The sequence below is a fragment of the Pseudomonas sp. AF03-9 genome, from assembly GCF_020515815.1.
Taxonomy (GTDB): Bacteria; Pseudomonadota; Gammaproteobacteria; order Pseudomonadales; family Pseudomonadaceae; genus Aquipseudomonas.
On sequence record NZ_JAHPJF010000012.1, the window covers coordinates 129339 to 152879 of the forward strand.

The window sequence follows — 23541 nt, forward strand, 5'->3', positions numbered from 1 at the left end:
GTTCGGCGCAATTGACCTGGCATTATTTAGCTGCAGTTTCCTGCATCACACGAATAACCCGCTGTGGAAACGGAATATCAATCCCCGCCGCTTTCAAACGGTCACGGGCAAGTTCATTGAACATGAACATCACATCCCAATAGTCCGCTGTCTTGGTCCAGCAACGCAGGGACACAGTGATAGAGCTGTCGCCCAAGGTCGAAACCACCGCCACCGCGGCCGGGTCTGCCAGCACGCGCGGGTCTTTCGCCAGATCCAGCAGTACCTCACGGGCCTTCTGCAGGTCGGCGTCATAATCCACACCCACATCAAATACCACCTTGCGGGTCGGCTGACGGTTGGTGTTGGTGATGATGCCGTTGGACAGGCTGCCGTTCGGGATGATCACCGTCTTGTTGTCGCCGGTGCGCAGCACGGTGTGGAAGATCTGGATGCTGTCGACCGTACCCGAAGTACCCTGGGCTTCAATCCAGTCACCAATGCGGAACGGGCGGAACAGCAGAATCAGCACGCCGCCGGCGAAGTTCGCCAGGCTGCCCTGCAATGCCAGGCCGATGGCCAGAGTCGCGGCACCAATCGCGGCGACGAACGAGGTGGTTGCCACGCCGATCATCGACGCCACGTTGACCATCAGCATGACTTTCAGCGCGATGTTGGCCAGGTTGGTGATGAAGTGTTGCAGGGCCAGGTCCGCATTGCGCAGAGCCAGCAGGCGCCCCACACGGTGGGTCAACATGTTGATCAGCCACCAGCCGATGGCCAGGGTGAGGACGGCCAGCAGCACCCGGCTGCCGTATTCCATGATCATCGGGACCCACGACTGCGAGGTCTTGATCAAGTGATCCATTTCAGCGTTCAAATCCATGTAGCTTCTCCTATGTGGCGGATGTGCGGCTTTATTGACTGCCTAAAAACGCAAATGAGCCCCGTAGGGCTCAAGTGTAGGCACGGATTCTGGGGCGTGGGACGTCAAAAACGCCCCCAGGTTCCGCGATGTGCCATCAGTCGCGGAAGTTATTGAACTGCAGCGGCATGTCGAAGGTCTTGGCGCGCAGGGCCGCGATGGCCTCTTGCAGGTCGTCACGCTTCTTGCCGGTGACACGCACCTGCTCGCCCTGGATGGCAGCCTGGACCTTGAGCTTGGCATCCTTGATATGAGCGACGATCTTCTTCGCCAGCTCCTTGTCGATGCCTTCCTTGAGCACGGCTTCCTGTTTCATCAGCTTGCCGGAGGCGTAGGCGTCCTTGATTTCAAGGCACTGCGCATCGATCTTGCGCTTGACCAGCGACAGCTTGAGGATCTCGATCATCGCTTCCAGCTGGAAATCGGCTTCAGCGGTCAGGTTGACGGTCAGTTCCTTTTCCTTGAATTCGAAGCTGCCCTTGCCTTTCAAGTCATAGCGACGGTCCAGTTCCTTGACGGCGTTCTCGACGGCGTTGGTGACTTCGTGTTTGTCCAGTTCGGATACCACGTCGAACGAAGGCATGTCATTTCTCCAATATAAGGGGCGGGCTCAGTAGAGATGGAGCGCGCCCGAGCTAAAATGCCGGAGCATTATAGCGGTTCTTTCGCCTCGTTCACTGCGGGCGACCCTACGGAGCAAAATCTGATGTCGACCACCTGGCATATTCTCGGCGCCGGCAGCCTTGGCACCCTCTGGGCCACGCGGCTGGCCCGTGCGGGCGTGCCCGTGCGGTTGATCCTGCGCGATGCGGCACGCCTGGCCAGCTATCAGGCGACACCTGGCCTGACCCTGGTGGAGCATGATGTGGCATACACCTACCCGGTGATCGCCGAAACGCCCGACAGCCCAGAGCCAATCCGTCGCCTGCTGGTGGCGTGCAAAGCCTACGATGCGCAAAGCGCCGTCGCACAGCTGCAACATCGGCTAGCGCCAGACGCCGAACTGATCCTGCTGCAGAACGGCCTCGGCAGCCAGGACGCCGTTGCCACCCAGTTACCCCAGGCCCGCTGCATCTATGCCTCCAGCACCGAAGGCGCGTTTCGCGACGGCGACTGGCGTGTGGTGTTCGCCGGCCACGGCTACACCTGGCTGGGTGACGCCAGGCACCCCACCCCGCCGCTGTGGCTGGAAGACCTACAGGCCGCAGGAATCCCTCACGAATGGAGCACCGACATCCTCACACGCCTGTGGCGCAAGCTCGCACTCAACTGTGCGATAAATCCGCTGACGGTGCTTTACCAATGCCGCAACGGCGGCTTGCAGGCCCACGCCTGTGAGGTCGCGACCCTCTGCGCGGAATTGAGCGAGTTGCTCGAATGCTGCGGCCAGCCCGTCGCCGCACAAGACCTGCACAGCGAAGTGGTACGGGTGATCCAGGCGACTGCAGCCAATTACTCCTCGATGTACCAAGACGTGGCCAACGCCCGGCGCACCGAAATCAGCTACCTGTTGGGCTATGCTTGCCAGGCGGCGGCCCGTCACCAATTGAATCTGCCGCACCTGCAACAAGTGCAAATGCGCCTGGTCGAGCAGTTGCATGCACGCGGATTGCCCCGCGACTGAACCACGCGCTACCCTGCCCGCCTGTCTATTACCTGGGAAAACCCTGATGTCGCTGCGCCAGCGTCTTGAAAATCTACCGGTCGGGCAGAAACTGCTCGCCGCCCTGCTGGTGCTGCTGACCACTGTATTGCTGGTGGCCAACCTCACGTTTATCAGCGCCGCCTACTGGATCTCCCAGGAGAGCATGGCCCCCCAGGCACTCCAAGCCATCGGTCGGTTGGTCTCCAACCCGGCCCTGGCCGCCGAAGCCCTGGAATCCCCGGCCAAAGCCGACGCCCTGCTCAACGAGCTGACCAGCTACTCACCGCTGCGCGCCGCCGCCCTGTATGACAGCGAAGGCAACCGCCTGGCGCAATTGCAACATGGCGACCGCCTGCACCTGCCGGACAACTACCGGCATATCGAGGCCTGGCGCGCCACCGAGTTTCGCAGCAACCAGGTCATCACCCTGCCCCGTCCGGGCCAGCCATCCGGGCATTTGCTGCTGGTCGCCAGCAGCGAGCTGCCGGTAGCGTTCTATACCGGCACCTTGACCGCGAGCCTGGGCATCCTGATTTTCAGTGTGCTGTTGTGGTTGGTCATCGCCCGGCAGATCAAACGCCTGATCACCCGGCCGATCCATGAGTTGGAAGAACTGTCGCGCCAGGTTACCCGCGAAGAGAACTACGCCTTGCGTGCCGGGCGCGGCAACCACGATGAAATCGGCAGCCTGGCCGAAGCCTTCAACACCATGCTGTCGCGCATCGAAGCCCGCGAGCAGCAGCTCAAGCGCGCGCGGGACGACTCCCAGGAAGCCTACGCCCAAGCCCAGGGCCTGGCCGAAGAAACCCGCCACACCAACCGCAAGCTGGAACTCGAAGTACAGGTGCGCAGCAAGATCGAGAAAAAGCTCACGGGTTTCCAGAACTACCTCAATAGCATCATCGACTCCATGCCGTCGGCCCTGATCGCCCTCGACGAACAGCTCTACGTCACCCAGTGGAACCAGGAGGCCAGCGCGCTCTCCGGCACACGCCTGGATGAAGCGCTGAACCAACCGATCTTCCTTGCGTTCCAGCCGCTCAAGCCATACCTGCCGCAGATCAAGGCCACAGTGGAACAGCACACCGTGGAACGCATCGAGCGCGTTACCTGGATCAAGGACGACGAGCCCAAACACTACGCCCTGACCTTCTACCCGCTGATGGGCGGCGCCGGGCGCGGGGTGGTGATCCGCATCGACGACATCACCCAGCGCCTGTCCCTGGAAGAAATGATGGTGCAGTCGGAGAAAATGCTTTCGGTCGGCGGGCTGGCCGCCGGCATGGCCCATGAGATCAACAACCCACTGGGGGCGATCCTGCATAACGTGCAGAACATCCGCCGCCGCTTGTCACCGGACCTGCCCAAGAACCTCGAACACGCCGAACAGGTCGGCGTCGAGTTGGACACGGTGAACCGCTACCTGCAAAGCCGTGAAGTGCCGCAACTACTCGACGGCATCCAGCAGGCCGGCGCGCGCGCAGCGAAAATCGTGACCCACATGCTCAGTTTCAGTCGCCGCAGCAACCGGCAGATGGCGCCCTGCGACCTGCCCGCGCTGATCGATCAAGCCGTGGAAATCGCTGGCAATGATTTCGACCTGACCATCGGCTTCGACTTCAAGGGCCAGGCCATCGTCCGCCAGTTCGACCCGCAACTGGGCCCCGTGCCCGGCACCGCCAACGAGCTTGAGCAAGTGTTGCTCAACCTGCTCAAGAACGCCGCCCAGGCCATTCACCTGCGTGAAGACGACCGCGAGCCCGGACGCATCATCCTGCGCACGCGCCTCAACCCACCGTGGGCGGAGATCCAGGTGGAAGACAACGGCATCGGCATGAGCGAAAACGTGCGCAAACGCACGTTCGAGCCGTTCTTCACCACCAAGGAAATCGGCCAGGGCACCGGGCTTGGGCTATCGGTGTCGTACTTCATCATCACCAACAACCACAAGGGCCAGATGGAAGTGCAATCGACCCTCGGCCAAGGCACTTGCTTCACCTTGCGCCTACCCCTGGCGGGCAGCCAACTGCCGCCTTACGAACTCACCCAACTGGAGCAATGACCATGGGCTTTCGCCTGTCGAAGATCTACACCCGCACCGGCGACAAGGGCGAAACCGGCCTCGGTGACGGCCGCCGCGTGCCCAAGGACCACCCGCGCGTGGAGGCGATTGGCGAGGTGGATACGCTCAATAGTCAACTGGGGCTATTGCTGGCCAATCTAGAAGAACAGAGCGGCAAACACCCACAACTCAAAGATGTGATCGAAGTGCTTACGCCGTGCCAGCATCGCTTGTTTGACCTTGGCGGTGAACTGGCCATGCCGGTGTACAAGGCGCTGAATGCGGCGGAAGTGGACCGATTGGAAGCGGCGATTGATCGTTGGAACGAGGAGGTCGGGCCGCTGGAAAACTTCATCCTGCCCGGTGGCTCGGCGTTGATCGCCCAGGCACACGTGTGCCGCAGCCTGGCGCGTAGTGCCGAGCGGCGGTGTCAGCAGTTGAATGGGATTGAGCCACTGGATGGCGTGGGGTTGGCGTATATCAATCGGTTGTCGGATTTGTTGTTCGTGGCGGCGCGGATTATTGCCAAACGCCAGGGTGTTGCTGAGGTTTTGTGGCAGGCAGCCGCTAAACCCCATTGATTAATCAGTGCCGGATCTGACGCCTTCGCGAGCAAGCCCGCTCCCACATTCGACCGCATTCTCATGTCGGAACTCGGTCAAGTGTGGGAGCGGGCTTGCTCGCGAAGAGGCCAGTCAGAACCGCATCAAACCTCAGGCCAGAATGCCCGGATCCCGGCCACACCCTGAGCCCCAGCGCCCCAAGCCTTTTCCCGCTCGGCCGGCCCAACCCCACCCAGCAGAAACACCGGCTTGCTGAAGCCGCTGATCAACTGCGCGGCCTGCTCCCAACCCAACGGCTGCGCGTCAGGATGAGTCTGGGTCGGTTGCACCGGCGACAGCGTGACAAAATCCACATCCATCAATTCCGCCAGCGTCAGCTCTTCAGCGTTGTGGCACGACGCCGCCAACCAACGATCTTTAGGCAGCGGTCGACCTTTGCTGGCGTATTTACGCAATTGCGCCGAGGTCATGTGCCAGCCGGCTGAAGGAAAATCCCCCAACCATTCGAACGGGCCCTTGAGCATCAATTGCGCCTTGCCGGCACACAGGCCAACCGCATCCACCGCCAGGTCACGATACTTGGGGTCGTAGCCGTTGGGCGCACGCAGCTGAACCAGCTTGATGCCGCCGGCAATGGCTTTCTGAAGGCCACGCAACAGCGTCGGTGTTTCCAGCTCACCAGGAGTGATCAGGTACTCGGCAGGCAAACGCGCCGCAGCCACAATCGGCGCATTGGCCGCCGGGAACTCATAGTTCGGCAGGTCCCGGGGCGCCACCCATTCCAGCGGTTGCCCTTCCACACCATGGGGCTCGCCGGTAAAGGCCGAGACTTCCCAGACATCCAGCAACACCTGCTTGTCCGGGTAGTCATGCTGCACCTGGATCAGTGGCCGCGCCGTGGTGACCTGGATACCCAGTTCTTCCTGCAATTCGCGGGACAGCGCGGTGGCGACCGACTCATCGGCCTCCACCTTGCCACCGGGAAACTCCCAGAGGCCGCCCTGATGCTGAGTGTCTGCGCGGCGCGCCAGCAAAATCCTGCCATCGACACCGCGGATCACCGCTGCTGCTACATGCACTCGTTTCACCGCGTTCATCCTCTCTGCGATCAGGTGCGGTATTCCGCGTTGATCTTCACGTACTCGTGGGACAGGTCAGTGGTCCAGATGGTTTCGCTGCAATCGCCGCGACCCAGCTCGATGCGGATGGTGATTTCTTCCTGCTGCATCACGGCCGAGCCCTGGGCTTCGGTGTAGGTTTCGGCACGCGCGCCACGGCTGGCGATGCAGACGTCACCGAGGAACACGTCGATCTTGCTCACGTCCAGGTCTGGCACGCCGGCACGACCGACGGCCGCAAGGATACGGCCCCAGTTCGGGTCGGAAGCAAACAGTGCGGTCTTGATCAGCGGCGAGTGCGCCACGGTGTAGCCCACGTCCAGGCATTCCTGGTGATTGCCGCCGCCGTTGACTTCTACGGTGACGAACTTGGTTGCGCCTTCGCCGTCACGCACGATGGCCTGGGCCACGTCCATGCACACTTCGAACACCGCCTGCTTCAACGCCGCGAACAGCGGGCCGCTGGCCTCGGTGATCTCCGGCAGGTTGGCCTGGCCGGTGGCGATCAGCATGCAGCAGTCGTTGGTCGAGGTGTCGCCATCGATGGTGATGCGGTTGAACGACTTGTTGGCGCCGTCGAGGATCAGGCTATGCAACACGTCGCGGGAGACTTTGGCGTCGGTGGCAATGTAGCCGAGCATGGTGGCCATGTTCGGACGGATCATGCCCGCGCCCTTGCTGATGCCGGTCACGGTGACGGTCACGCCATCATGCACGAACTGGCGGCTGGCGCCTTTTGGCAGGGTGTCGGTGGTCATGATGCCGGTGGCGGCGGCGGCCCAGTTATCCACAGACAGGTCGTCCAGCGCGGCTTGCAGTGCGCCTTCGATCTTCTCGACGGGCAGCGGCTCGCCGATCACGCCGGTGGAGTACGGCAGCACTTGGCTGGCGTCCACGCCAGTCAGTTGGGCCAGCTTGGCGCAGGTACGCGCAGCCGCTACCAGGCCAGGCTCGCCGGTACCGGCGTTGGCGTTGCCAGTGTTGGTCAGCAGGTAACGGATAGTCCCGGCAACACGCTGCTTGGCCAGGATCACCGGCGCAGCGCAGAACGCGTTGAGGGTGAACACACCGGCGACGGTCGAGCCTTCGGCACAGCGCATCACCACCACATCCTTGCGCCCTGGGCGTTTGATGCCGGCCGAAGCGATACCGAGTTCAAAACCGGCAACCGGGTGCAAAGTGGGCAAAGGACCAAGACCAACAGCCATGAATGCGCTCCTTAAAAAATAGGTGATGTCTGTGCCGTCGTAAGCGACGGTGAAATTAATGGCAAAACGCCGCGACGGCACAGGCCGGTCGCGGCGCAAGGTGTTGCAGCGTCAGGGCGAAATCTTATTCGATCTGGCCGTGGCAGTGTTTGAACTTCTTGCCCGAACCGCAGTAGCACAGCTCGTTGCGGCCCAGTTTCTGGTCGTTGCGAACCGGGGTTTGAGCCAAGGCCACATCGACCTCTTCGCCCAACACCTCTGGGGCGTCCAGGCCCGGCGCTTCGTCGTGCTGGAACTGCATGCGCGCAGCCAGTGCCTCGGCTTCCTGGCGCAGGCGAGCTTCTTCCTCGATCGGGTCTTCGCGACGCACCTGAACGTGGGACAGCACGCGAATCGAATCGCGCTTGATCGAATCCAACAGTTCGGAGAACAGCGTGAACGACTCGCGCTTGTACTCCTGCTTCGGGTTCTTCTGGGCGTAGCCGCGCAGGTGGATGCCGTGACGCAAGTGGTCCATGGTCGACAGGTGGTCTTTCCACAGGTCGTCCAGCACGCGCAGTACGATTTGCTTCTCGAAGGTGCGCAGTGCTTCGGCACTCGCCTGCTCTTCTTTCTCGTTGTACGCGGCCAGCAATTCGGCCATCAGTTTTTCGCGCAGGGTTTCTTCGTACAGGTGGTCGTCTTCGTCCAGCCATTGCTGAACTGGCAGATCCACGCCGAAATCGCTCTTCAACGCTGCTTCCAGACCGGCCACATCCCACTGCTCAGGCAGCGACTGTGGCGGAATGTGCGCGCTGACAGTGGCGTTGAGCACGTCCTGACGGAAATCGGCGATGGTCTCGCCAATGTTGTCGGCGGCCAGCAACGTGTTACGCATGTGATAGATCACTTTACGCTGTTCGTTGTTGACGTCATCGAACTCGAGCAGTTGCTTACGAATATCGAAGTTGCGCCCTTCAACCTTGCGCTGCGCCTTCTCGATGGCGTTGGTCACCATACGGTGCTCGATCGCTTCACCGGACTGCATGCCCAGGGCCTTCATGAAGTTCTTCACGCGGTCCGAGGCGAAGATGCGCATCAGGCTGTCTTCCAGGGACAGGTAGAAGCGGCTGGAGCCGGCGTCACCCTGGCGACCGGCACGGCCACGCAGCTGGTTGTCGATACGGCGCGATTCGTGACGCTCGGAAGCGATCACCTGCAAGCCACCGGATTCCAGCACGGCCTGGTGGCGCTTCTGCCAGTCGGCCTTGATCTGGGCGATCTGCTCGGGGCTCGGGTTGTCCAGAGCCGCGACTTCCACTTCCCAGTTGCCGCCCAACAGGATGTCGGTACCACGACCCGCCATGTTGGTGGCGATGGTCAGTGCGCCTGGGCGACCGGCCTGGGCGATGATCTCGGCTTCTTTTTCGTGGAACTTGGCGTTGAGGACCTTGTGCTCGATGCCTTCCTTGTTGAGCAGGTTGGACACATGCTCGGAAGTCTCGATGGTGGCGGTACCCACCAGGATTGGACGGCCCTTGGCCATGCCGTCCTTGATGTCGTTGATGATCGCCGCGTACTTCTCTTCGGCGGTCAGGAACACCAGGTCGTTGTAGTCCTTACGCGCCAGTGGCTTGTTCGGCGGGATAACCACCACCGACAGACCGTAGATCTGGTGGAATTCGAACGCTTCGGTGTCGGCCGTACCGGTCATGCCGGACAGTTTGTTGTACAGACGGAAGTAGTTCTGGAAGGTGGTGGACGCCAACGTCTGGCTTTCAGCCTGGATGTTGAGGTGTTCCTTCGCTTCGATGGCCTGGTGCAGGCCTTCGGACAGACGGCGGCCCGGCATGGTACGGCCGGTGTGCTCGTCGACCAGCACGACCTGGCCGTCCTGCACGATGTATTCAACGTTGCGATGGAACAGCTTGTGGGCACGCAGCCCGGCATACACGTGGGTCAACAAGCCCAGGTTGTGCGCCGAGTACAGGCTTTCACCCTCGGCCAGCTCGCCGATCTGGGTCAGCATTTCTTCGACGAACTGGTGACCGGCTTCGTTGAGTTCGACCTGGCGGGTCTTCTCGTCGATGGTGAAATGACCTTCTTTGGTCACCACGCCTTCGACTTCCTCGATGTGCTGCTCCAGGCGCGGGATCAACTTGTTGATCTCGGTGTACAGGCGCGAGCTGTCTTCGGCCTGGCCAGAGATGATCAGCGGGGTACGGGCTTCGTCGATGAGGATGGAGTCGACTTCGTCGATCACGGCAAAGTTGAGTTCGCGCTGGAATTTTTCTTCCATGCTGAACGCCATGTTGTCGCGCAGGTAGTCGAAACCGAATTCGTTGTTGGTGCCGTAGGTGATGTCGGCGGCGTAGGCGGCGCGTTTCTCTTCCGGCGGCTGGAACGGCGTGACAACGCCGACGGTCAGGCCGAGGAATTCATACAGCGGGCGCATCCAGTTGGCGTCCCGGCGAGCCAGGTAGTCGTTCACCGTCACAACGTGCACGCCCTTGCCGGACAGTGCGTTGAGGTAAACACCCAGGGTTGCCACCAGGGTCTTGCCTTCACCGGTACGCATTTCGGCAATCATGCCTTCATGCAAGGTCATGCCGCCGATCAACTGGACGTCGAAGTGGCGCATGCCCATGACACGCTTGCCGGCTTCACGGGCGACCGCAAAGGCTTCGGGAAGCAGCTTGTCGAGGGTTTCACCTTTGGCTATGCGGGCCTTGAACTCTTCGGTCTTGGCGCGCAATTGCTCGTCCGAAAGGGCAACCATCTGCTCTTCGAAGGCATTGACCAGCTGCACCGTCTTGAGCATGCGTTTGACTTCGCGCTCATTCTTGCTTCCAAAAAGTTTCTTTAACAAAGGCGCAAACATATCGGCAGGTTCTTCCACACATAGGGATGGAGGGCGCACCGTGAGTGGCCCGAGCAGCCCTCACGGCCGCATGCGAACGCGCATTCTACCCGGAATCGTGGGTGAGGAAAGTGGCGTTGTTCCCCGATGCAGGCATGGGGCGGTGAGAGGGCTTGTTTAAAATAAGGGCTTTTACCGGACTTTCAACCCATGGAGCACAGAAGTTAACTATTGATTTCACGGGCTTTACCCCTTCAGCGCATGGCTTGGGGGCGTACAGGCGCTTTCTGCTAAGATGGCCGCTCTGTTACTTTAGGTGTCCAATAATGGCATTTCGCCCCCTTACAGCCCGCGCTCCCGGCGCGTTGCTTCGCGAAGCCAAACCGTTGAAAGCCATCTTTGGCCATGCACAACGCCTGGGCCATCTGCAGCGCCTGGTCGAAAGCCAACTGCAACCGGCCGCACGTGAACATTGTCATGTGGCGTCGTGGCGCGAGGGCAACCTGCTACTCATTGTCACAGATGGCCATTGGGCCACCCGCCTGCGCTATCAACAGAAGCGCCTGCAACGCCAATTGATGGCATTTGATGAGTTCGCCAGCCTGACGCGCATCCAGTTCAAGGTGCAACCGCCCACTGTCCAGCAGGGCGCGGTGGGGCACACCATGGATTTGTCGGAAAACGCGGCCGAAACCATTCAGGCAACGGCCGACGGGATCAGCGATCCAGGCCTGCGCGCAGCGCTTGAGCGGCTCGCCGCCCACGCCAAGCCCAAGGCCTGAGCCGTTACTTGCGCTTGCTGCCGCCAAGCAACGACCCCAGCAACCCCCGCACCAGCTGCCGCCCCATCTGATTGGCAGCCTGCTGCATGGCGGATTTCAACGCCTTGCCCGCTGCCGTTCCCAGAAACGCTCCGGCCTTGTCGGTAAAACTCGGCTCTTCTTCGGCCGGCTTGGCCTCCTCGGTCGGCCCCAGCTCCTTGCGCGCCATCAGCACTTCGTAGGCTGATTCGCGATCGATCGGCTTGTCATAGCGCCCCTGCAACGGCGAACTGGCGATCAATGCCACGCGTTCAACCTCGCTCAACGGCCCGATCCGCGATTGCGGCGGCGCAACCAACACGCGCTGGACGACTTCCGGCGTGCCTTTTTCCTGCAAGGTGCCCACCAACGCCTCACCCGTGCCCAACTCGGTCAACACCGCCAGAGCATCGAACGCGGGGTTCGGTCGAAAACCATCTGCCACCGCCCGCAGAGACTTCTGCTCTTTGGTGGTGAACGCGCGCAGGCCGTGCTGGATACGCAGGCCGAGCTGCGCGAGCACCGTGTCCGGCAGGTCACCCGGGGACTGGGTGACGAAATACACCCCTACCCCTTTCGAACGAATCAACCGCACCACCTGCTCCAAGCGCTCTTGCAGGGCCCTGGGCGTGTCGGCGAACAACAAATGCGCCTCATCGAAAAACAGCGCCAGCAGCGGTTTGTCTGCATCGCCACGCTCTGGCAGTTGTTCGAACAACTCCGCCAGCAGCCACAACAGGAATGTCGCGTAGACCTTCGGCGCCTCGTGTACCAGGCGGCTGGCGTCCAGCAGGTGGATGCGCCCCCGTCCGTCGCTGGCGGGTTGCAGAATATCTTCAAGTTGCAGGGCCGGTTCGCCAAACAAGGCTTCGGCGCCCTGCTGCTCCAACACCGCCAGGCGCCGTAACAGCGCCTGGCTGGAGCCGGTGGTCATCAGCGCGGCATCGTCGCCCAGCAACTCCGGGTGATAACGCAAGTGGTTGAGCAGCGCCTTGAGGTCCTTCAAGTCCAGCAGCAACAGACCTTCGCGGTCGGCCATCTTGAATGTCGCGTAGAGCGCCGATTGTTGGCTGTCCGTCAGCTCCAACAGGGCGCCAAGCAACAACGGGCCCATTTCGCTGATGGTGGTACGCAACGGATGACCGGACTGCCCGTGTATATCCCATAACGTGACCGGATAAGCCTTGGCCGTGTAGTTAAGGAAAGGCATGCCGGCAATGCGCTCGGCCACTTTGCCCTGGGGGTTGGCGGCGGCACCCAGGCCACACAGATCGCCCTTGATGTCAGCGGCAAACACCGCCACACCGGCATCGCTGAACGCCTCGGCCAGACGCTGCAAGGTGACGGTCTTGCCCGTGCCGGTGGCGCCGGCGATAAGCCCGTGGCGATTGCCCAGGCGCATGGCCTGGGCGATGGGCTGGCCTTCAAGGTCTGCGCCGATCAGGAGTTGCGTGGAGTCAGACATTTTGTCTCCCATGATTAAGCTTTAATAGCGCGAGGTCGATACAGACAGATGTGAGACCCACAAAGTCTAAAAATAGGTCAGATAATTCCCACAGGAGCCAGCGGAGCTATCACAAGCAATATCACACCTTTTTTGACGCTGCCATTCTGCGCCTCCCACAAGGACGCGCATCGGATATTAAGACCTTAGCGGACCCTACAAGCCATGAATAAAAATCTACGCTTCAGCCATAAAATCCTGCTTGCAGCCTCCCTTATAGTCGTCGCCGCATTCGCGCTGTTTACCCTCTACAACGACTACCTGCAACGCAACGCCATTCGCAACGACCTCAACAGCTACCTGAATGAAATGGGCGACGTCACCGCAGGCAACATTCAAACCTGGCTCACCGGGCGCATTGCCCTGGTGGAAAACGCCGCACAGAACATCGCCATCAACCCCGAGCCGAGTGTGGTCGGCAGCCTGCTGGATCAGAAAACCCTGACCTCCTCGTTCATGGCAACCTACGTAGGCGACAGCACGGGCGCCTTCACCATCCGCCCCGACACCAAAATGCCGGACGGCTTCGACCCCCGCGTTCGCCCCTGGTACAAGGGCGCCCAGAGCAGTAACGGTTCGACCCTGACCGAACCCTACATCGACGCCGCTACTGGCAAATTGATCATTTCCATCGCCACCCCCAGCATCAAGTCCGGCCAAAGCATCGGCGTCGTGGGCGGTGACCTGAGCCTGCAAACCCTGGTGGACAACATTGGCGCGCTGGACCTGGGCGGCATGGGCTACGCCTTCCTGGTCAGTGCCGACGGCAAGGTCCTGGTGCACCCGGACAAAAACCTGGTGATGAAGACCCTGGCCGACGTCTACCCCAAAAACACCCCGAAAATCGGCAGCGACTTCAGCGAGGTCGAGGCCAACGGCAAGGACAACATCGTCACCTTCACACCGATCAAAGGCTTGCCGTCGGTGAACTGGTATCTCGGCATTTCGGTGGATAAAGACAAAGCCTTCGCCATGCTCAGCGAATTTCGCACCTCGGCGGTGATCGCCACCCTCATTGCCGTGGTGATCATCATCGCCCTGCTTGGCATGCTGATCCGTGTACTGCTGCAACCGTTGCACCTGATGACCCGCGCCATGCAGGACATCGCCGATGGCGAAGGCGACCTGACGCGCCGCCTGACCATCCAGAACCACGACGAATTCGGCACCCTGGGCAACGCGTTCAACCGCTTCGTCGAGCGTATTCATACGTCGATCCGCGAAGTGTCCTCGGCCACCGGGCAGGTCAATGAAGTGGCCCTGCGTGTGGTCAGCGCGTCCAACTCATCAATGGTCAATTCCGACGAACAGGCCAACCGCACCAACAGCGTGGCTGCCGCCATCAATCAACTGGGGGCCGCCGCCCAGGAAATCGCCCGTAACGCCGCGCAGGCCTCCAGCCAGGCCAGCGATGCGCGCAGCCTGGCGGAAGATGGTCAGCAAGTGGTGGAGCGCAACATCAAGGCGATGACGCAGCTATCGGCGATGATCAGCGCTTCGAGCACCAATATCGAAGCACTTAACAGCAAAACGGTGAACATCGGGCAAATCCTCGAAGTCATCACCAGCATCTCCCAGCAAACCAACCTGCTGGCGCTCAACGCCGCCATCGAAGCCGCCCGCGCCGGGGAAGCTGGCCGTGGCTTTGCCGTGGTCGCCGATGAAGTGCGCAACCTGGCCCATCGCACCCAGGAATCGGCGCAACAGGTGCAAACCATGATCGAAGAGCTGCAAGTCGGTGCGCGGGACTCGGTCAGCACCATGAGCGAAAGCCAGCGTCACAGCCAGGACAGCGTGGAGATTGCCAACCTCGCCGGCGAACGCCTGAACAGCGTGACCCAACGTATCGGCGAAATCGACGGCATGAACCAGTCGGTCGCCACCGCTACCGAGGAACAGACCTCGGTGGTGGAGTCGATCAACATGGACATCACCGAGATCAACACCCTCAACCAGGAAGGTGTGGAAAACCTGCAGTCAACCTTGCGTGCCTGTGCCGACCTTGAGCAACAGGCCGGGCGGCTCAAGCAGTTGGTCGGCAGCTTCCGCATCTGACCCGTGTGCAGGCTTGCCCTGCTCACGCGCCCACAGTTCGGCGGCACCGGGAAAATCGGTGCCGTCCTCACTGTCGAGGTCATCCGGGTCATAGCGGCTCAAACAACCCTCCCCCAGCGTCGCCGGGGCTTTGGATGTGGCTTTGTCCAACGGATCGCTCATGGTCCACTCCTTGAGGGCAGGCAAAAAAAAGGGCCTGGGACGATTTAACGCCCAGGCCCTTCATTCTTCAATCACCACTCGGTGATCAGAACACCACAGTCTTGTTACCGTGAACCAGCACGCGGTCTTCCAAGTGGTAACGCAGGCCACGGGCCAACACCATCTTCTCGACGTCACGGCCGAAACGCACCATGTCTTCGATGCTGTCGCTGTGGCTCACGCGGACCACGTCCTGCTCGATGATCGGGCCGGCGTCCAGCTCTTCGGTCACGTAGTGGCAGGTCGCACCAATCAACTTCACACCACGCAGCGATGCCTGGTGATACGGCTTGGCGCCGACAAACGACGGCAGGAAGCTGTGGTGGATATTGATCACCTTGCCAGCGTAGGCACTGCACAGCTCCGGCGGCAGGATCTGCATGTAGCGCGCCAGCACCACGACGTCGGCTTCGTGCTGCTTGACCAGGCGGGACACCTCGGCGAACGCCGGTTCCTTGTCCTGCGGGTTGACCGGCACGTGGTAGTACGGGATTCCATGCCACTCAACCATGCTGCGCAGGTCGTCGTGGTTGGAAATCACGCAGGCGATCTCGCAGTCCAGCTCATCGCTGTGCCAGCGGTGCAGCAAGTCTGCCAGGCAGTGGGATTCGCGGCTGGCCATCAGCACCACGCGTTTTTTCTGCTCGGTGTCGGTGATGTGCCAGGTCATCGAAAACTCTTCGGCAATCGGCGCAAACGCCTCGCGGAAGGCATCAAGGCCAAAGGGCAGCGAGTCGGCACGAATCTCGTGACGCATGAAGAACCAACCGCTGAGATTGTCCGAGTGATGGCTCGCCTCGGTGATCCAGCCGTTGTGGGAGGCCAGAAAGTTACTGACTTTGGCAACGATACCAACCCGGTCCGGGCAAGCAATCACCAGCCGAAAAGTGCGCATTAGGGGAAAACTCCAGAACTTCGCAAAGGCCGCCATTCTAGCCACTACGCAGAAAAACTGCAGTATCCGTCGAGGCTTATTCTGGTGGCCTGGCAGCGATACGCCCCTTAATAGCGTAAGGTTTTACCAGCGCTATATGAACGTTCACGCGCAAAATCGGGCAATTATGCTTTTCTTACGTAGATTATCTTTGCCGCGTATGCCCTATTAATTAACTCCAACGCATTGCATTGCCACAAACATTCAACGCAATTCACATAAATACACCCTTAAATGTTTACTTGAGGATTTGGCCTGACTATTATTGACCCACTTCCTGTCAATCAGCGCTCTACATAAGGTAGTCCACATGTCCCTGATCAACGAATACCGTGCCACCGAAGAAGCTATCAAAGAGCTGCAAGCCCGCTTGAAGAACCTGTCCCAAGACGACAAGCTGCAAACTGAGCTGGAATTCGAAGGCAAACTGCGCACCCTGATGGGTGAATACTCCAAGTCCCTGCGTGACATCATCGCGCTGCTGGACCCAGAGTCGAAAGTTAAGGCTCCACGTGGCGCCGTGAAAACTACCGGCACCAAGCGTGCTCGCAAGGTCAAGCAATACAAGAACCCACACAACGGCGAAGTGATTGAAACCAAAGGTGGCAACCACAAGACTCTGAAAGAGTGGAAAGCCAAGTGGGGCGGTGACGTGGTTGAAGGTTGGGCTACCCTGCTGGGCTAAGCCCCATCGGGCTGCGGCCTGATACGCGACACTTTGAAAACGCCAGCTCGCTGGCGTTTTTTATTGCCTGAAAATACTCTAGGTCCCCGATTACAAATTGAACCGGGCCGCTAAAGCGTCGGCATATTCCTGCCACTGCGCCAACACCTGCAACTGATACGGCGTGGCACTTGCCGCCAACTCCAGGCGTGCCTGATTAAATCCCTCAAGGGTAATCGGCGCGCCCAGCTCAGCGTCCGACAAACGCTGCTGGCAAAATAATTTCCAGCGTTGTTGCTCCTCGTTATTCAAGGTCTCGGGAAAGTTGCGCGCACGGTAGCGAAATAATAATTCGGGCAGGCGATGATCGTCGAACGGCCACTGCTGATGTGCTAGTTGCGCAGGTTCAGCGTTGCGTACTTGTTCACATAAGCGCCGATCGCGATCGCCGATAAAACCATCATAAAGCTGCTGCTCCGGGTCTGTTGTCGGCGCAAATTCCTCCTCGGCATAAATGCTCGCCAACTTGTCGCGCCAAACTTCCTGTGCGTCAGTTAGCCGCAGCGCGCGCGCCTGGTAACTGTCCATATCCAAGTGCAAGCGTTCACGATCTTGCGCCCGCAACACATTCAACGGAGCCACCACCGGGCAGCGATTGATGTGCAGCAATTTGAGGGGCACAGGCAGTTCCCCGTCAGCGAGTTCGTCACGCCGCGTGTAGAGGCGCTGACGCAAGGTTTCGGCATCAAGGTCCAGCAAGCCTTGAGGGTCGAGACCCAGGTCACAGACAATCAACGCATTGCGATTGCGTGGGTGCCAAGCCAATGGCAACACAACGCCCAGGTAATGACGCTCGGCCGAAAAACGTCCGGAGATATGCACCATCGGCTGCAATAGACGCACCTGGTCCATCACCCGCTGTTTGCTGCGCAACTGGAACAGCCAGTCATACAGCTTGGGCTGTTTCTCCCGTACCAACCGGGCCAGCGCAATGGTTGCACGCACGTCGGACAAGGCATCGTGGGCCTGGCCATGATCAATCCCGTTGGCGGCGGTCAGGCGTTCAAGCTTGAGCGTGACACGGCCGTCCTGCTGTGGCCATTCGATACCTTCCGGACGCAGGGCGTAGGCGGTGCGCACCACGTCGATCAAGTCCCAGCGACTGTTGCCGCCTTGCCACTCGCGGGCATAAGGGTCGAAGAAGTTGCGATACAGGCTGTAGCGCGTCATTTCATCGTCGAACCGCAAGGTGTTGTAACCGGCCCCGCAAGTACCGGGGGCAGCCAGTTCGGCGTGCACCCGTGTCATGAAATCGGCCTCGGCCAAGCCTTTTTGCGCCAGGATGCCGGGGGTGATGCCGGTAATCGCACATGCAGCAGGATGCGGCAGGATGTCGTCGCTGGGTTGGCAGTATAGGTTGACCGGCGGCCCGATCTCGTTCAGTTCAAGATCGGTGCGGATACCGGCAACCTGAAGGGGGCGATCGCTGCGCGGATTGATGCCGGTGGTTTCATAGTCGTACCAGAAAATGGAGGTCACGGGCTGTTCCTGTGCTGAAGATCGGCAAAGTCTAGGCGCTGCAAGGCATTCGAAGCCAGCGCCATCGACACTGTACAAACATCCAGTAAAACCTTGAATGGTTGCTTCCAGCGCCGACACTGCTAGCATCCGTCTCTCTCAGCCACACTGCACTGCCAAGGATCGCGATGCCATCAGCCCCATTGGACACCCGTTACCAGATCGAGACCCCGGAGGGCATCGACCTGCCGTTGCGCCCAGCCGGCCTGGTACCCCGTGCATTGGCCTTCGGGTTCGACCTGGGCCTGCGTGGGCTGGTCATGGGAATCCTCGTCGTGCCCCTGGCGCTGCTCGGCAATATCGGCATCGGCATCGGTTCGCTGCTGCTGTTCCTGGTCAGCTGGTGGTACATGGTGCTGTTCGAAGTGCTCAACCAGGGCTGCTCCCCAGGCAAGCAGGTGATGGGCTTGCGCGTGGTACAGGATGACGGCACGCCCATCGGCTGGTCCGCCTCGTTGATCCGCAACCTGCTGCGCTTTGTCGACATGCTGCCTTTCGGCTACTTTCTCGGGGCCATCAGTTGCCTGCAGCACCCCCATTTCAAACGACTCGGCGACCTCGCCGCCGGTACGCTGGTGATCTACCGCGAGCATCCCCTGCCCCGTCCCAATGTCCCCGCAGCTGCGGCCTTGCGCCTGCCCTTTGCCTTGGACCTCAGCGAGCAACGCGCCATCCTTGGCTTTGCCGAACGCCAGGGTGAGTTGTCGGCCGAGCGGGTCCACGAACTGGCCTCCATTCTCGCCACGCCCCTGCAAGTGTCACCGGCACGTGCCGCCGAACAACTCAACGGCGTGGCTCGCGGCCTGTTGGGGCCAATATGAAACAGAGCCTGTTCGAAAGCCGTTACCAGCCGCAATGGCATGCCTTCGCCGAACAACTGACCCAGCTGGAACAAGGCAAGGCCAAGGCCGCTGACGTGACCGACTTCCCCCACCAGTATCGGCGCCTGTGCCAACACCTCGCCCTGGCTCAGGAGCGCGGCTACAGCAGTTATCTGGTGGACCCCCTGCAACAACTGGCCTTGCGTGGCCATCAACAGCTCTACCGCCATCGCAGCCAATTGGGCGCAAAGGTCCTGAGTTTTATCCTGGCCGACTTCCCACGCCTGGTTCGCGCGCAGTGGCGCTTTGTATTGGTTGCCAGCCTGCTGTTCTTCGGCAGCCTGGCCGGTGTAGCACTGCTGGTGTACCTGTTTCCCGACCTGATCTACAGCATCGTCAGCCCCCAGCAGGTAGCCGAGATGCACAGCATGTACAACCCCGAGGCCAGCCGCCTCGGGCGTGCGGCCGAACGTGCTTCCAGCGAAGACTGGATGATGTTTGGCTACTACGTGATGCATAACATCGGTATCGCGTTCCAGACCTTCGCCGCCGGTTTGTTGCTGGGGCTGGGCAGTGTGTTCTTCCTGATCTTCAACGGCCTGATCATCGGTGCGATCTCCGGCCACCTCACCGAAATAGGCTTTGGCCAGACGTTCTGGTCCTTTGTGATCGGCCATGGCGCCTTCGAACTCAGCGCCATCGCCCTGGCCGGCGCGGCGGGACTGCAACTGGGCTGGGCATTGATCGCCCCGGGTCAACTGACGCGAGGCGAATCCCTGCGGCTGGCGGCGCATCAAAGCGTGCAGATGCTGTGCGGCGTGATGGTGTTCCTGCTGATCGCCGCGTTCATCGAAGCCTATTGGTCTTCCACCACCAGCGTTGCGCCCTGGCTCAAATACCTGGTGGGCACCCTGCTCTGGTTGCTGGTGGCCGCTTACCTGATCTTTGCCGGACGGACTCGCCATGCGCCTGAGTAATGCCAGCGTAGTGATCCGCCCCCGCACGCCATGGGAAGCCATGGACCTTGGAGTACGGCTGGCCCAGGAACATCGCTGGCTGCTGATGGGCAGTTGGGCGATGGTGACCTTGCCGGTTTTCGCGTTGCTGACCGCACTGTTCTGGAAGTATCCCTCCACGGCTCTGTTGGTGTTCTGGTGGCTGAAGCCGGCCTTTGATCGTCTGCCGCTGTATATCTTGTCGAAAGCCCTGTTCGCAGAGACACCCAGCGCCAGGCAGGCCGTCAGCCAATGGCCGCGACTGCTCAAAGGCCAGCTATTGGCCAGCCTGACCTGGCGGCGACTCAGCCCGAGTCGCAGCTTTTTGATGCCGGTCAGTCAACTCGAAGGCCTGGATGGTCCCGACCGCCAAAAACGCCTGGGCGTCTTGCAGCAACGCAGCGCCTGGGCCGGACGCTGGCTGACCATTATTGGGGTGCATCTGGAAATAGGCCTGTGGTTCGGCTGCATGGCCCTGTTCTATCTACTCATCCCCCAGCAGCTCGAACTGGATTGGGACTGGCAACGAATGGCACTGGCCACGGGTTCCGAGGGGCTCTGGCTGGAACACCTGGGCAATGCCTTCTATGCCCTGATCCTGGTGTTCTGGGAGCCGATGTATGTCGCGTGCGGCTTCAGCCTGTACCTCAACCGCCGTACCGTGCTGGAGGCCTGGGACCTGGAGCTGGTATTCCGCCGCCTGCGCGAACGCCTGAGCAGCGTAGTGCCGTTGTTGGTGCTGGTGACGGTGCTGGCCCTGAGCCCATTCAGCGGCCCCGCCATGGCCGAGGACGCCTCCCCGCCCAAACAAGTGACAACCCAGGCCGCCAGCCAGTCGATCAAGACATTGCTGGAGAAGCCACCGTTCAAAAATCCGGAAACCGTCACGCGCTATCGTTTCGGCGATGAGAAACCCGCCACTAAGAGCAAGGCACACGGAGACGGCAAGCTGCCGGCCTGGTTGCGGGCATGGCTGGACAACCTCAACGGCAATACCCTCAAACACGTCGCCTTGGGCATGGAAGTGCTGCTGTGGAGCCTGTTGGCCGCCGGTATTGCCCTGCTCATCTGGCGCTATCGCGATTGGCTGCACGCCTTTGTCAGCCGGCGCCGCTCACGCCAACCAAAACCCGCCAAACCGATACCCACGCAACTGTTCGGCCTGGAACTGGGCGTCGAGACCTTGCCCGACGACATCGCCAGCACGGCCGAGCAACTTTGGCCCACACAGCCACGGGAAGCACTCGGCCTGCTCTATCGAGGCTTGCTTAGCCGGTTGCTGCATGACTTCAACCTGCCACTGAAAAGCGCCGATACGGAAGGCCAGGTCCTGGAACGCATCCATCGGCTGCAACAGCCGCACTTGCTGGCATTCAGCGATGAGCTGACCCGGCACTGGCAAAACCTCGCGTACGGCCACCGCTTGCCCCCGGCCCAGGCTCAACAGCAACTGTGCAGTGATTGGCGCACCTTGTTCAACGCGGGGGCAGCCCGATGAAACGGACTTTACTGTGGGTCATCGTAGCGCTGCTGACGTGCCTGCTGGGGGCAGGCCTTGTCTATGTCGGAAACAAAGCGATCCCCTACGATGAAGTCATAGACCGCGGCCCCTCACCCGAGGCCGCAGCCAACCCCTACCTGGCAGCGGAACACTTTTTACGCCAGCAAGGCCTGGGCGTCGAACACGCCAATAGCCTTGAGGGGCTGAAGACCCTGCCAGCCAAAAACAACAGCCTGCTGTTGCTGGGCGAGCGCAGCAACATGACACCACGCCAGGCCGAGCAGCTGTTGGACTGGGCCAGGTCCGGCGGCCATCTGCTATTGGTGGCTGAAGCGCTCTGGGATGAAGAAACCGGCAACAGCGGCGACTTGCTGCTGGATCACCTGCAGATTCACCAGGCATTGAGCGACGAACCTGACGAGCCCGTACCTGCGCGAAAACAGAAATCCCCAGACCTGACCAAGCTCTATGTCGACAACGAAACCGCACCGGCCTATTTCAGTTTCGATACCGACTTCAACCTCACCGACCCCAAGCATCTGGCACAGTTTTCTGCCAATAGCGCCCAGTCCAGCCACCTGATGCAACTCAATCTCGGGCATGGCCGTGTGACGGTGATCACCGACAGCGACCTGTGGAAAAACCCGAACATCGGCAAGCACGACAACGCCTGGCTGCTGTGGTATCTCAACCAAGGCACCGCGGTGACCCTGCTGTTCAACAGTGACGTGGACAACCTGTTCACCCTGTTGCTGCGCTACTTCCCCCAGGCGTTGGTGGCACTCGCTGCGCTGCTCGCCCTGGCACTCTGGCACGTCGGCATGCGCCAAGGTCCGATACAAGCGCCGGCCCCCAAGGCACGCCGGCAACTGCAAGAACACCTGAACGCGAGCGCCGACTTCCTGCTCCGCCGCGGCGGCCAGGGTGCTTTGCTGCGTGCGTTGCAGCGCGACATCCTGCGCGCCGCAAGGCGGCGTCACCCAGGTTTTGAACACCTCGACTCCGCAGAACAGCAGCAGGTGCTCGAACACCTGACGCGCCAACCTTCTCACGTCATCAGCCAGGCCCTCGGCCCCCTCCCGGCAAAACGGCTCACCAGCGCCGATTTCAGCCGTCAGGTGGCCAGCCTGCAAACTCTCAGGAACGCCCTATGAGCGAATATTCCCCGGCAACTGCCCTGACGACCGAAAGCCTGCAAAAGGCCAGTCGGCAGGCACAGGCCCTGCGTGTCGAACTACGTAAAGCGGTCATTGGCCAGGATCAGGTGATCGATGATGTCCTCACATCGCTGATCGCCGGAGGCCATGTCTTGCTCGAAGGCGTTCCCGGCCTGGGCAAGACCTTGCTGGTGCGCGCCCTTGCGCGGTGTTTCGGTGGAGAATTCGCGCGTATCCAGTTCACCCCGGACCTGATGCCCAGTGACGTCACCGGCCATGCCGTGTACGACCTGCACACTGAGCAGTTCAAGTTGCGAAAGGGGCCGTTGTTTACCCATCTGCTGCTGGCTGACGAGATCAACCGCGCCCCGGCCAAGACCCAGGCGGCGCTGCTCGAAGCCATGCAAGAACGTCAGGTCACCCTTGAAGGCGAAGCGCTGCCCATCGGCCAACCCTTCATGGTGCTGGCGACCCAGAACCCGATCGAACAGGAAGGCACCTACCCCCTGCCCGAAGCCGAGCTGGACCGCTTCATGCTGAAAGTCCGCATGGACTACCCCGATGCACAACAAGAGCTGGACATGGTGCGCGAAGTGACGCGCTCATCCCGCGCCGACATGCTTGATGTACAGCCCCTGCGTACCGTGTTGCAGGCTGAAGATGTGCTGCAATTGCAACAGATCGCCAGCGAACTGCCCCTCGACGAGCAGGTACTCGACTATGCCGTGCGCCTGGCACGCGCCACCCGCAGTTGGCCAGGATTGACCATTGGCGCCGGCCCACGGGCGTCCATCGCCCTGGTACGCGGCGCCCGGGCCAGGGCCCTGTTGCGCGGCGGTGAGTTTGTCACCCCGGATGACATCAAGGGCTGCGCCTTGGCGGTATTGCGCCATCGGGTGCGTATCGCCCCCGAACTGGACATCGACGGATTGGACGTGGACCAGGTGCTAAAGCAAATGCTCGACCAGATCCCGGCACCTCGGCAATGAACC

The 23541-nt window shown here is 60.8% G+C and carries 20 protein-coding genes and 1 pseudogene; 12 read left to right on the top strand and 9 right to left on the bottom strand.

Annotation, left to right across the window (positions count from 1 at the left end; translation table 11 throughout):
* Window positions 1-22: 22 nt before the first annotated feature.
* Window positions 23-865, bottom strand: a complete 843-nt coding sequence (locus LIY36_RS15920; protein ID WP_226456254.1) for a mechanosensitive ion channel family protein — start codon at window positions 863-865, stop codon at window positions 23-25.
* Between the two features lie 136 nt (window positions 866-1001).
* Window positions 1002-1487 (bottom strand): YajQ family cyclic di-GMP-binding protein, encoded by a 486-nt coding sequence (locus LIY36_RS15925; protein WP_003175814.1) that lies wholly within the window; start codon window positions 1485-1487, stop codon window positions 1002-1004.
* Window positions 1488-1610: 123 nt separating this feature from the next.
* Between LIY36_RS15925 and LIY36_RS15930 the strand changes: the two genes are divergently transcribed.
* From LIY36_RS15930 to LIY36_RS15940, 3 genes are read left to right on the top strand one after another with little or no spacing between them, the layout of a single operon-like run.
* Window positions 1611-2528, top strand: a complete 918-nt coding sequence (locus LIY36_RS15930) for a putative 2-dehydropantoate 2-reductase (protein WP_226456255.1) — start codon at window positions 1611-1613, stop codon at window positions 2526-2528.
* A gap of 46 nt (window positions 2529-2574) precedes the next feature.
* Window positions 2575-4611 (top strand): sensor histidine kinase, encoded by a 2037-nt coding sequence (locus LIY36_RS15935; RefSeq protein WP_226456256.1) that lies wholly within the window; start codon window positions 2575-2577, stop codon window positions 4609-4611.
* Between the two features lie 2 nt (window positions 4612-4613).
* Window positions 4614-5192 (top strand): cob(I)yrinic acid a,c-diamide adenosyltransferase, encoded by a 579-nt coding sequence (locus LIY36_RS15940; protein ID WP_226456257.1) that lies wholly within the window; start codon window positions 4614-4616, stop codon window positions 5190-5192.
* Between the two features lie 125 nt (window positions 5193-5317).
* Here the strand turns inward: LIY36_RS15940 and LIY36_RS15945 are convergent, their stop codons facing one another.
* From LIY36_RS15945 to secA, 3 genes are all read right to left on the bottom strand, one after another.
* Window positions 5318-6262: a Nudix family hydrolase gene (locus LIY36_RS15945; RefSeq protein WP_226456258.1), complete on the bottom strand. Its 945-nt coding sequence runs from the start codon at window positions 6260-6262 to the stop codon at window positions 5318-5320.
* A gap of 20 nt (window positions 6263-6282) precedes the next feature.
* On the bottom strand, window positions 6283-7500 hold the full coding sequence (gene argJ, locus LIY36_RS15950; RefSeq protein ID WP_192299438.1) for a bifunctional glutamate N-acetyltransferase/amino-acid acetyltransferase ArgJ: 1218 nt from the start codon (window positions 7498-7500) through the stop codon (window positions 6283-6285).
* A 124-nt stretch (window positions 7501-7624) separates the two neighbouring features.
* Window positions 7625-10360 (bottom strand): preprotein translocase subunit SecA, encoded by a 2736-nt coding sequence (gene secA / locus LIY36_RS15955; protein WP_192299439.1) that lies wholly within the window; start codon window positions 10358-10360, stop codon window positions 7625-7627.
* 305 nt (window positions 10361-10665) lie between these two features.
* Here secA and LIY36_RS15960 point away from each other — a divergent pair, with 305 nt between their 5' ends.
* Window positions 10666-11121: a DUF721 domain-containing protein gene (locus LIY36_RS15960; protein WP_192299440.1), complete on the top strand. Its 456-nt coding sequence runs from the start codon at window positions 10666-10668 to the stop codon at window positions 11119-11121.
* 4 nt (window positions 11122-11125) lie between these two features.
* Here LIY36_RS15960 and LIY36_RS15965 read toward each other — a convergent pair whose 3' ends face one another.
* Window positions 11126-12604 carry a helicase HerA-like domain-containing protein gene (locus tag LIY36_RS15965; protein ID WP_226456259.1) on the bottom strand — a complete coding sequence of 493 codons (1479 nt, stop codon included), beginning with the start codon at window positions 12602-12604 and terminating at the stop codon, window positions 11126-11128.
* A gap of 204 nt (window positions 12605-12808) precedes the next feature.
* Between LIY36_RS15965 and LIY36_RS27875 the strand changes: the two are divergent.
* Window positions 12809-13840: pseudogene (locus LIY36_RS27875) on the top strand (cache domain-containing protein); the annotation flags it as partial.
* A 93-nt stretch (window positions 13841-13933) separates the two neighbouring features.
* Entirely contained in the window at window positions 13934-14698 is a 765-nt protein-coding gene (locus LIY36_RS27880; protein WP_370694924.1) for a methyl-accepting chemotaxis protein, read from the top strand.
* On the opposite strand, the gene LIY36_RS15975 is transcribed toward LIY36_RS27880, so the two are convergent.
* Together LIY36_RS15975 and purU are read right to left on the bottom strand one after the other, a co-directional pair.
* Window positions 14621-14860 (bottom strand): hypothetical protein, encoded by a 240-nt coding sequence (locus LIY36_RS15975; RefSeq protein WP_192299579.1) that lies wholly within the window; start codon window positions 14858-14860, stop codon window positions 14621-14623. The two genes, LIY36_RS27880 and LIY36_RS15975, sit on opposite strands and share 78 nt — an antisense overlap.
* A gap of 85 nt (window positions 14861-14945) precedes the next feature.
* Window positions 14946-15794 carry a formyltetrahydrofolate deformylase gene (gene purU / locus LIY36_RS15980; RefSeq protein ID WP_226456261.1) on the bottom strand — a complete coding sequence of 283 codons (849 nt, stop codon included), beginning with the start codon at window positions 15792-15794 and terminating at the stop codon, window positions 14946-14948.
* Between the two features lie 349 nt (window positions 15795-16143).
* Between purU and mvaT the strand changes: the two genes are divergently transcribed.
* On the top strand, window positions 16144-16518 hold the full coding sequence (mvaT, locus tag LIY36_RS15985) for a histone-like nucleoid-structuring protein MvaT (RefSeq protein ID WP_005790963.1): 375 nt from the start codon (window positions 16144-16146) through the stop codon (window positions 16516-16518).
* A 90-nt stretch (window positions 16519-16608) separates the two neighbouring features.
* Here the strand turns inward: mvaT and sbcB are convergent, their stop codons facing one another.
* On the bottom strand, window positions 16609-18036 hold the full coding sequence (gene sbcB, locus LIY36_RS15990) for an exodeoxyribonuclease I (protein WP_226456262.1): 1428 nt from the start codon (window positions 18034-18036) through the stop codon (window positions 16609-16611).
* A gap of 167 nt (window positions 18037-18203) precedes the next feature.
* On the opposite strand from sbcB, the gene LIY36_RS15995 reads away from it, so the two are divergent.
* From LIY36_RS15995 to LIY36_RS16015, 5 genes are read left to right on the top strand one after another with little or no spacing between them, the layout of a single operon-like run.
* Complete coding sequence (locus LIY36_RS15995; protein ID WP_226456263.1) at window positions 18204-18896, top strand: RDD family protein; 693 nt, start codon at window positions 18204-18206, stop codon at window positions 18894-18896.
* Entirely contained in the window at window positions 18893-19873 is a 981-nt protein-coding gene (locus tag LIY36_RS16000) for a stage II sporulation protein M (protein WP_226456264.1), read from the top strand. Before LIY36_RS15995 ends, LIY36_RS16000 begins: the two co-directional genes overlap by 4 nt.
* Complete coding sequence (locus LIY36_RS16005) at window positions 19860-21389, top strand: DUF4129 domain-containing protein (protein ID WP_226456265.1); 1530 nt, start codon at window positions 19860-19862, stop codon at window positions 21387-21389. The genes LIY36_RS16000 and LIY36_RS16005 overlap by 14 nt, the downstream gene beginning before the upstream one ends.
* A complete protein-coding gene (locus LIY36_RS16010; RefSeq protein ID WP_226456266.1) occupies window positions 21386-22546 on the top strand; it encodes a DUF4350 domain-containing protein in 1161 nt (386 codons plus the stop codon). Before LIY36_RS16005 ends, LIY36_RS16010 begins: the two co-directional genes overlap by 4 nt.
* A complete protein-coding gene (locus LIY36_RS16015; protein ID WP_192299467.1) occupies window positions 22543-23538 on the top strand; it encodes an AAA family ATPase in 996 nt (331 codons plus the stop codon). Before LIY36_RS16010 ends, LIY36_RS16015 begins: the two co-directional genes overlap by 4 nt.
* Window positions 23539-23541: the final 3 nt, after the last annotated feature.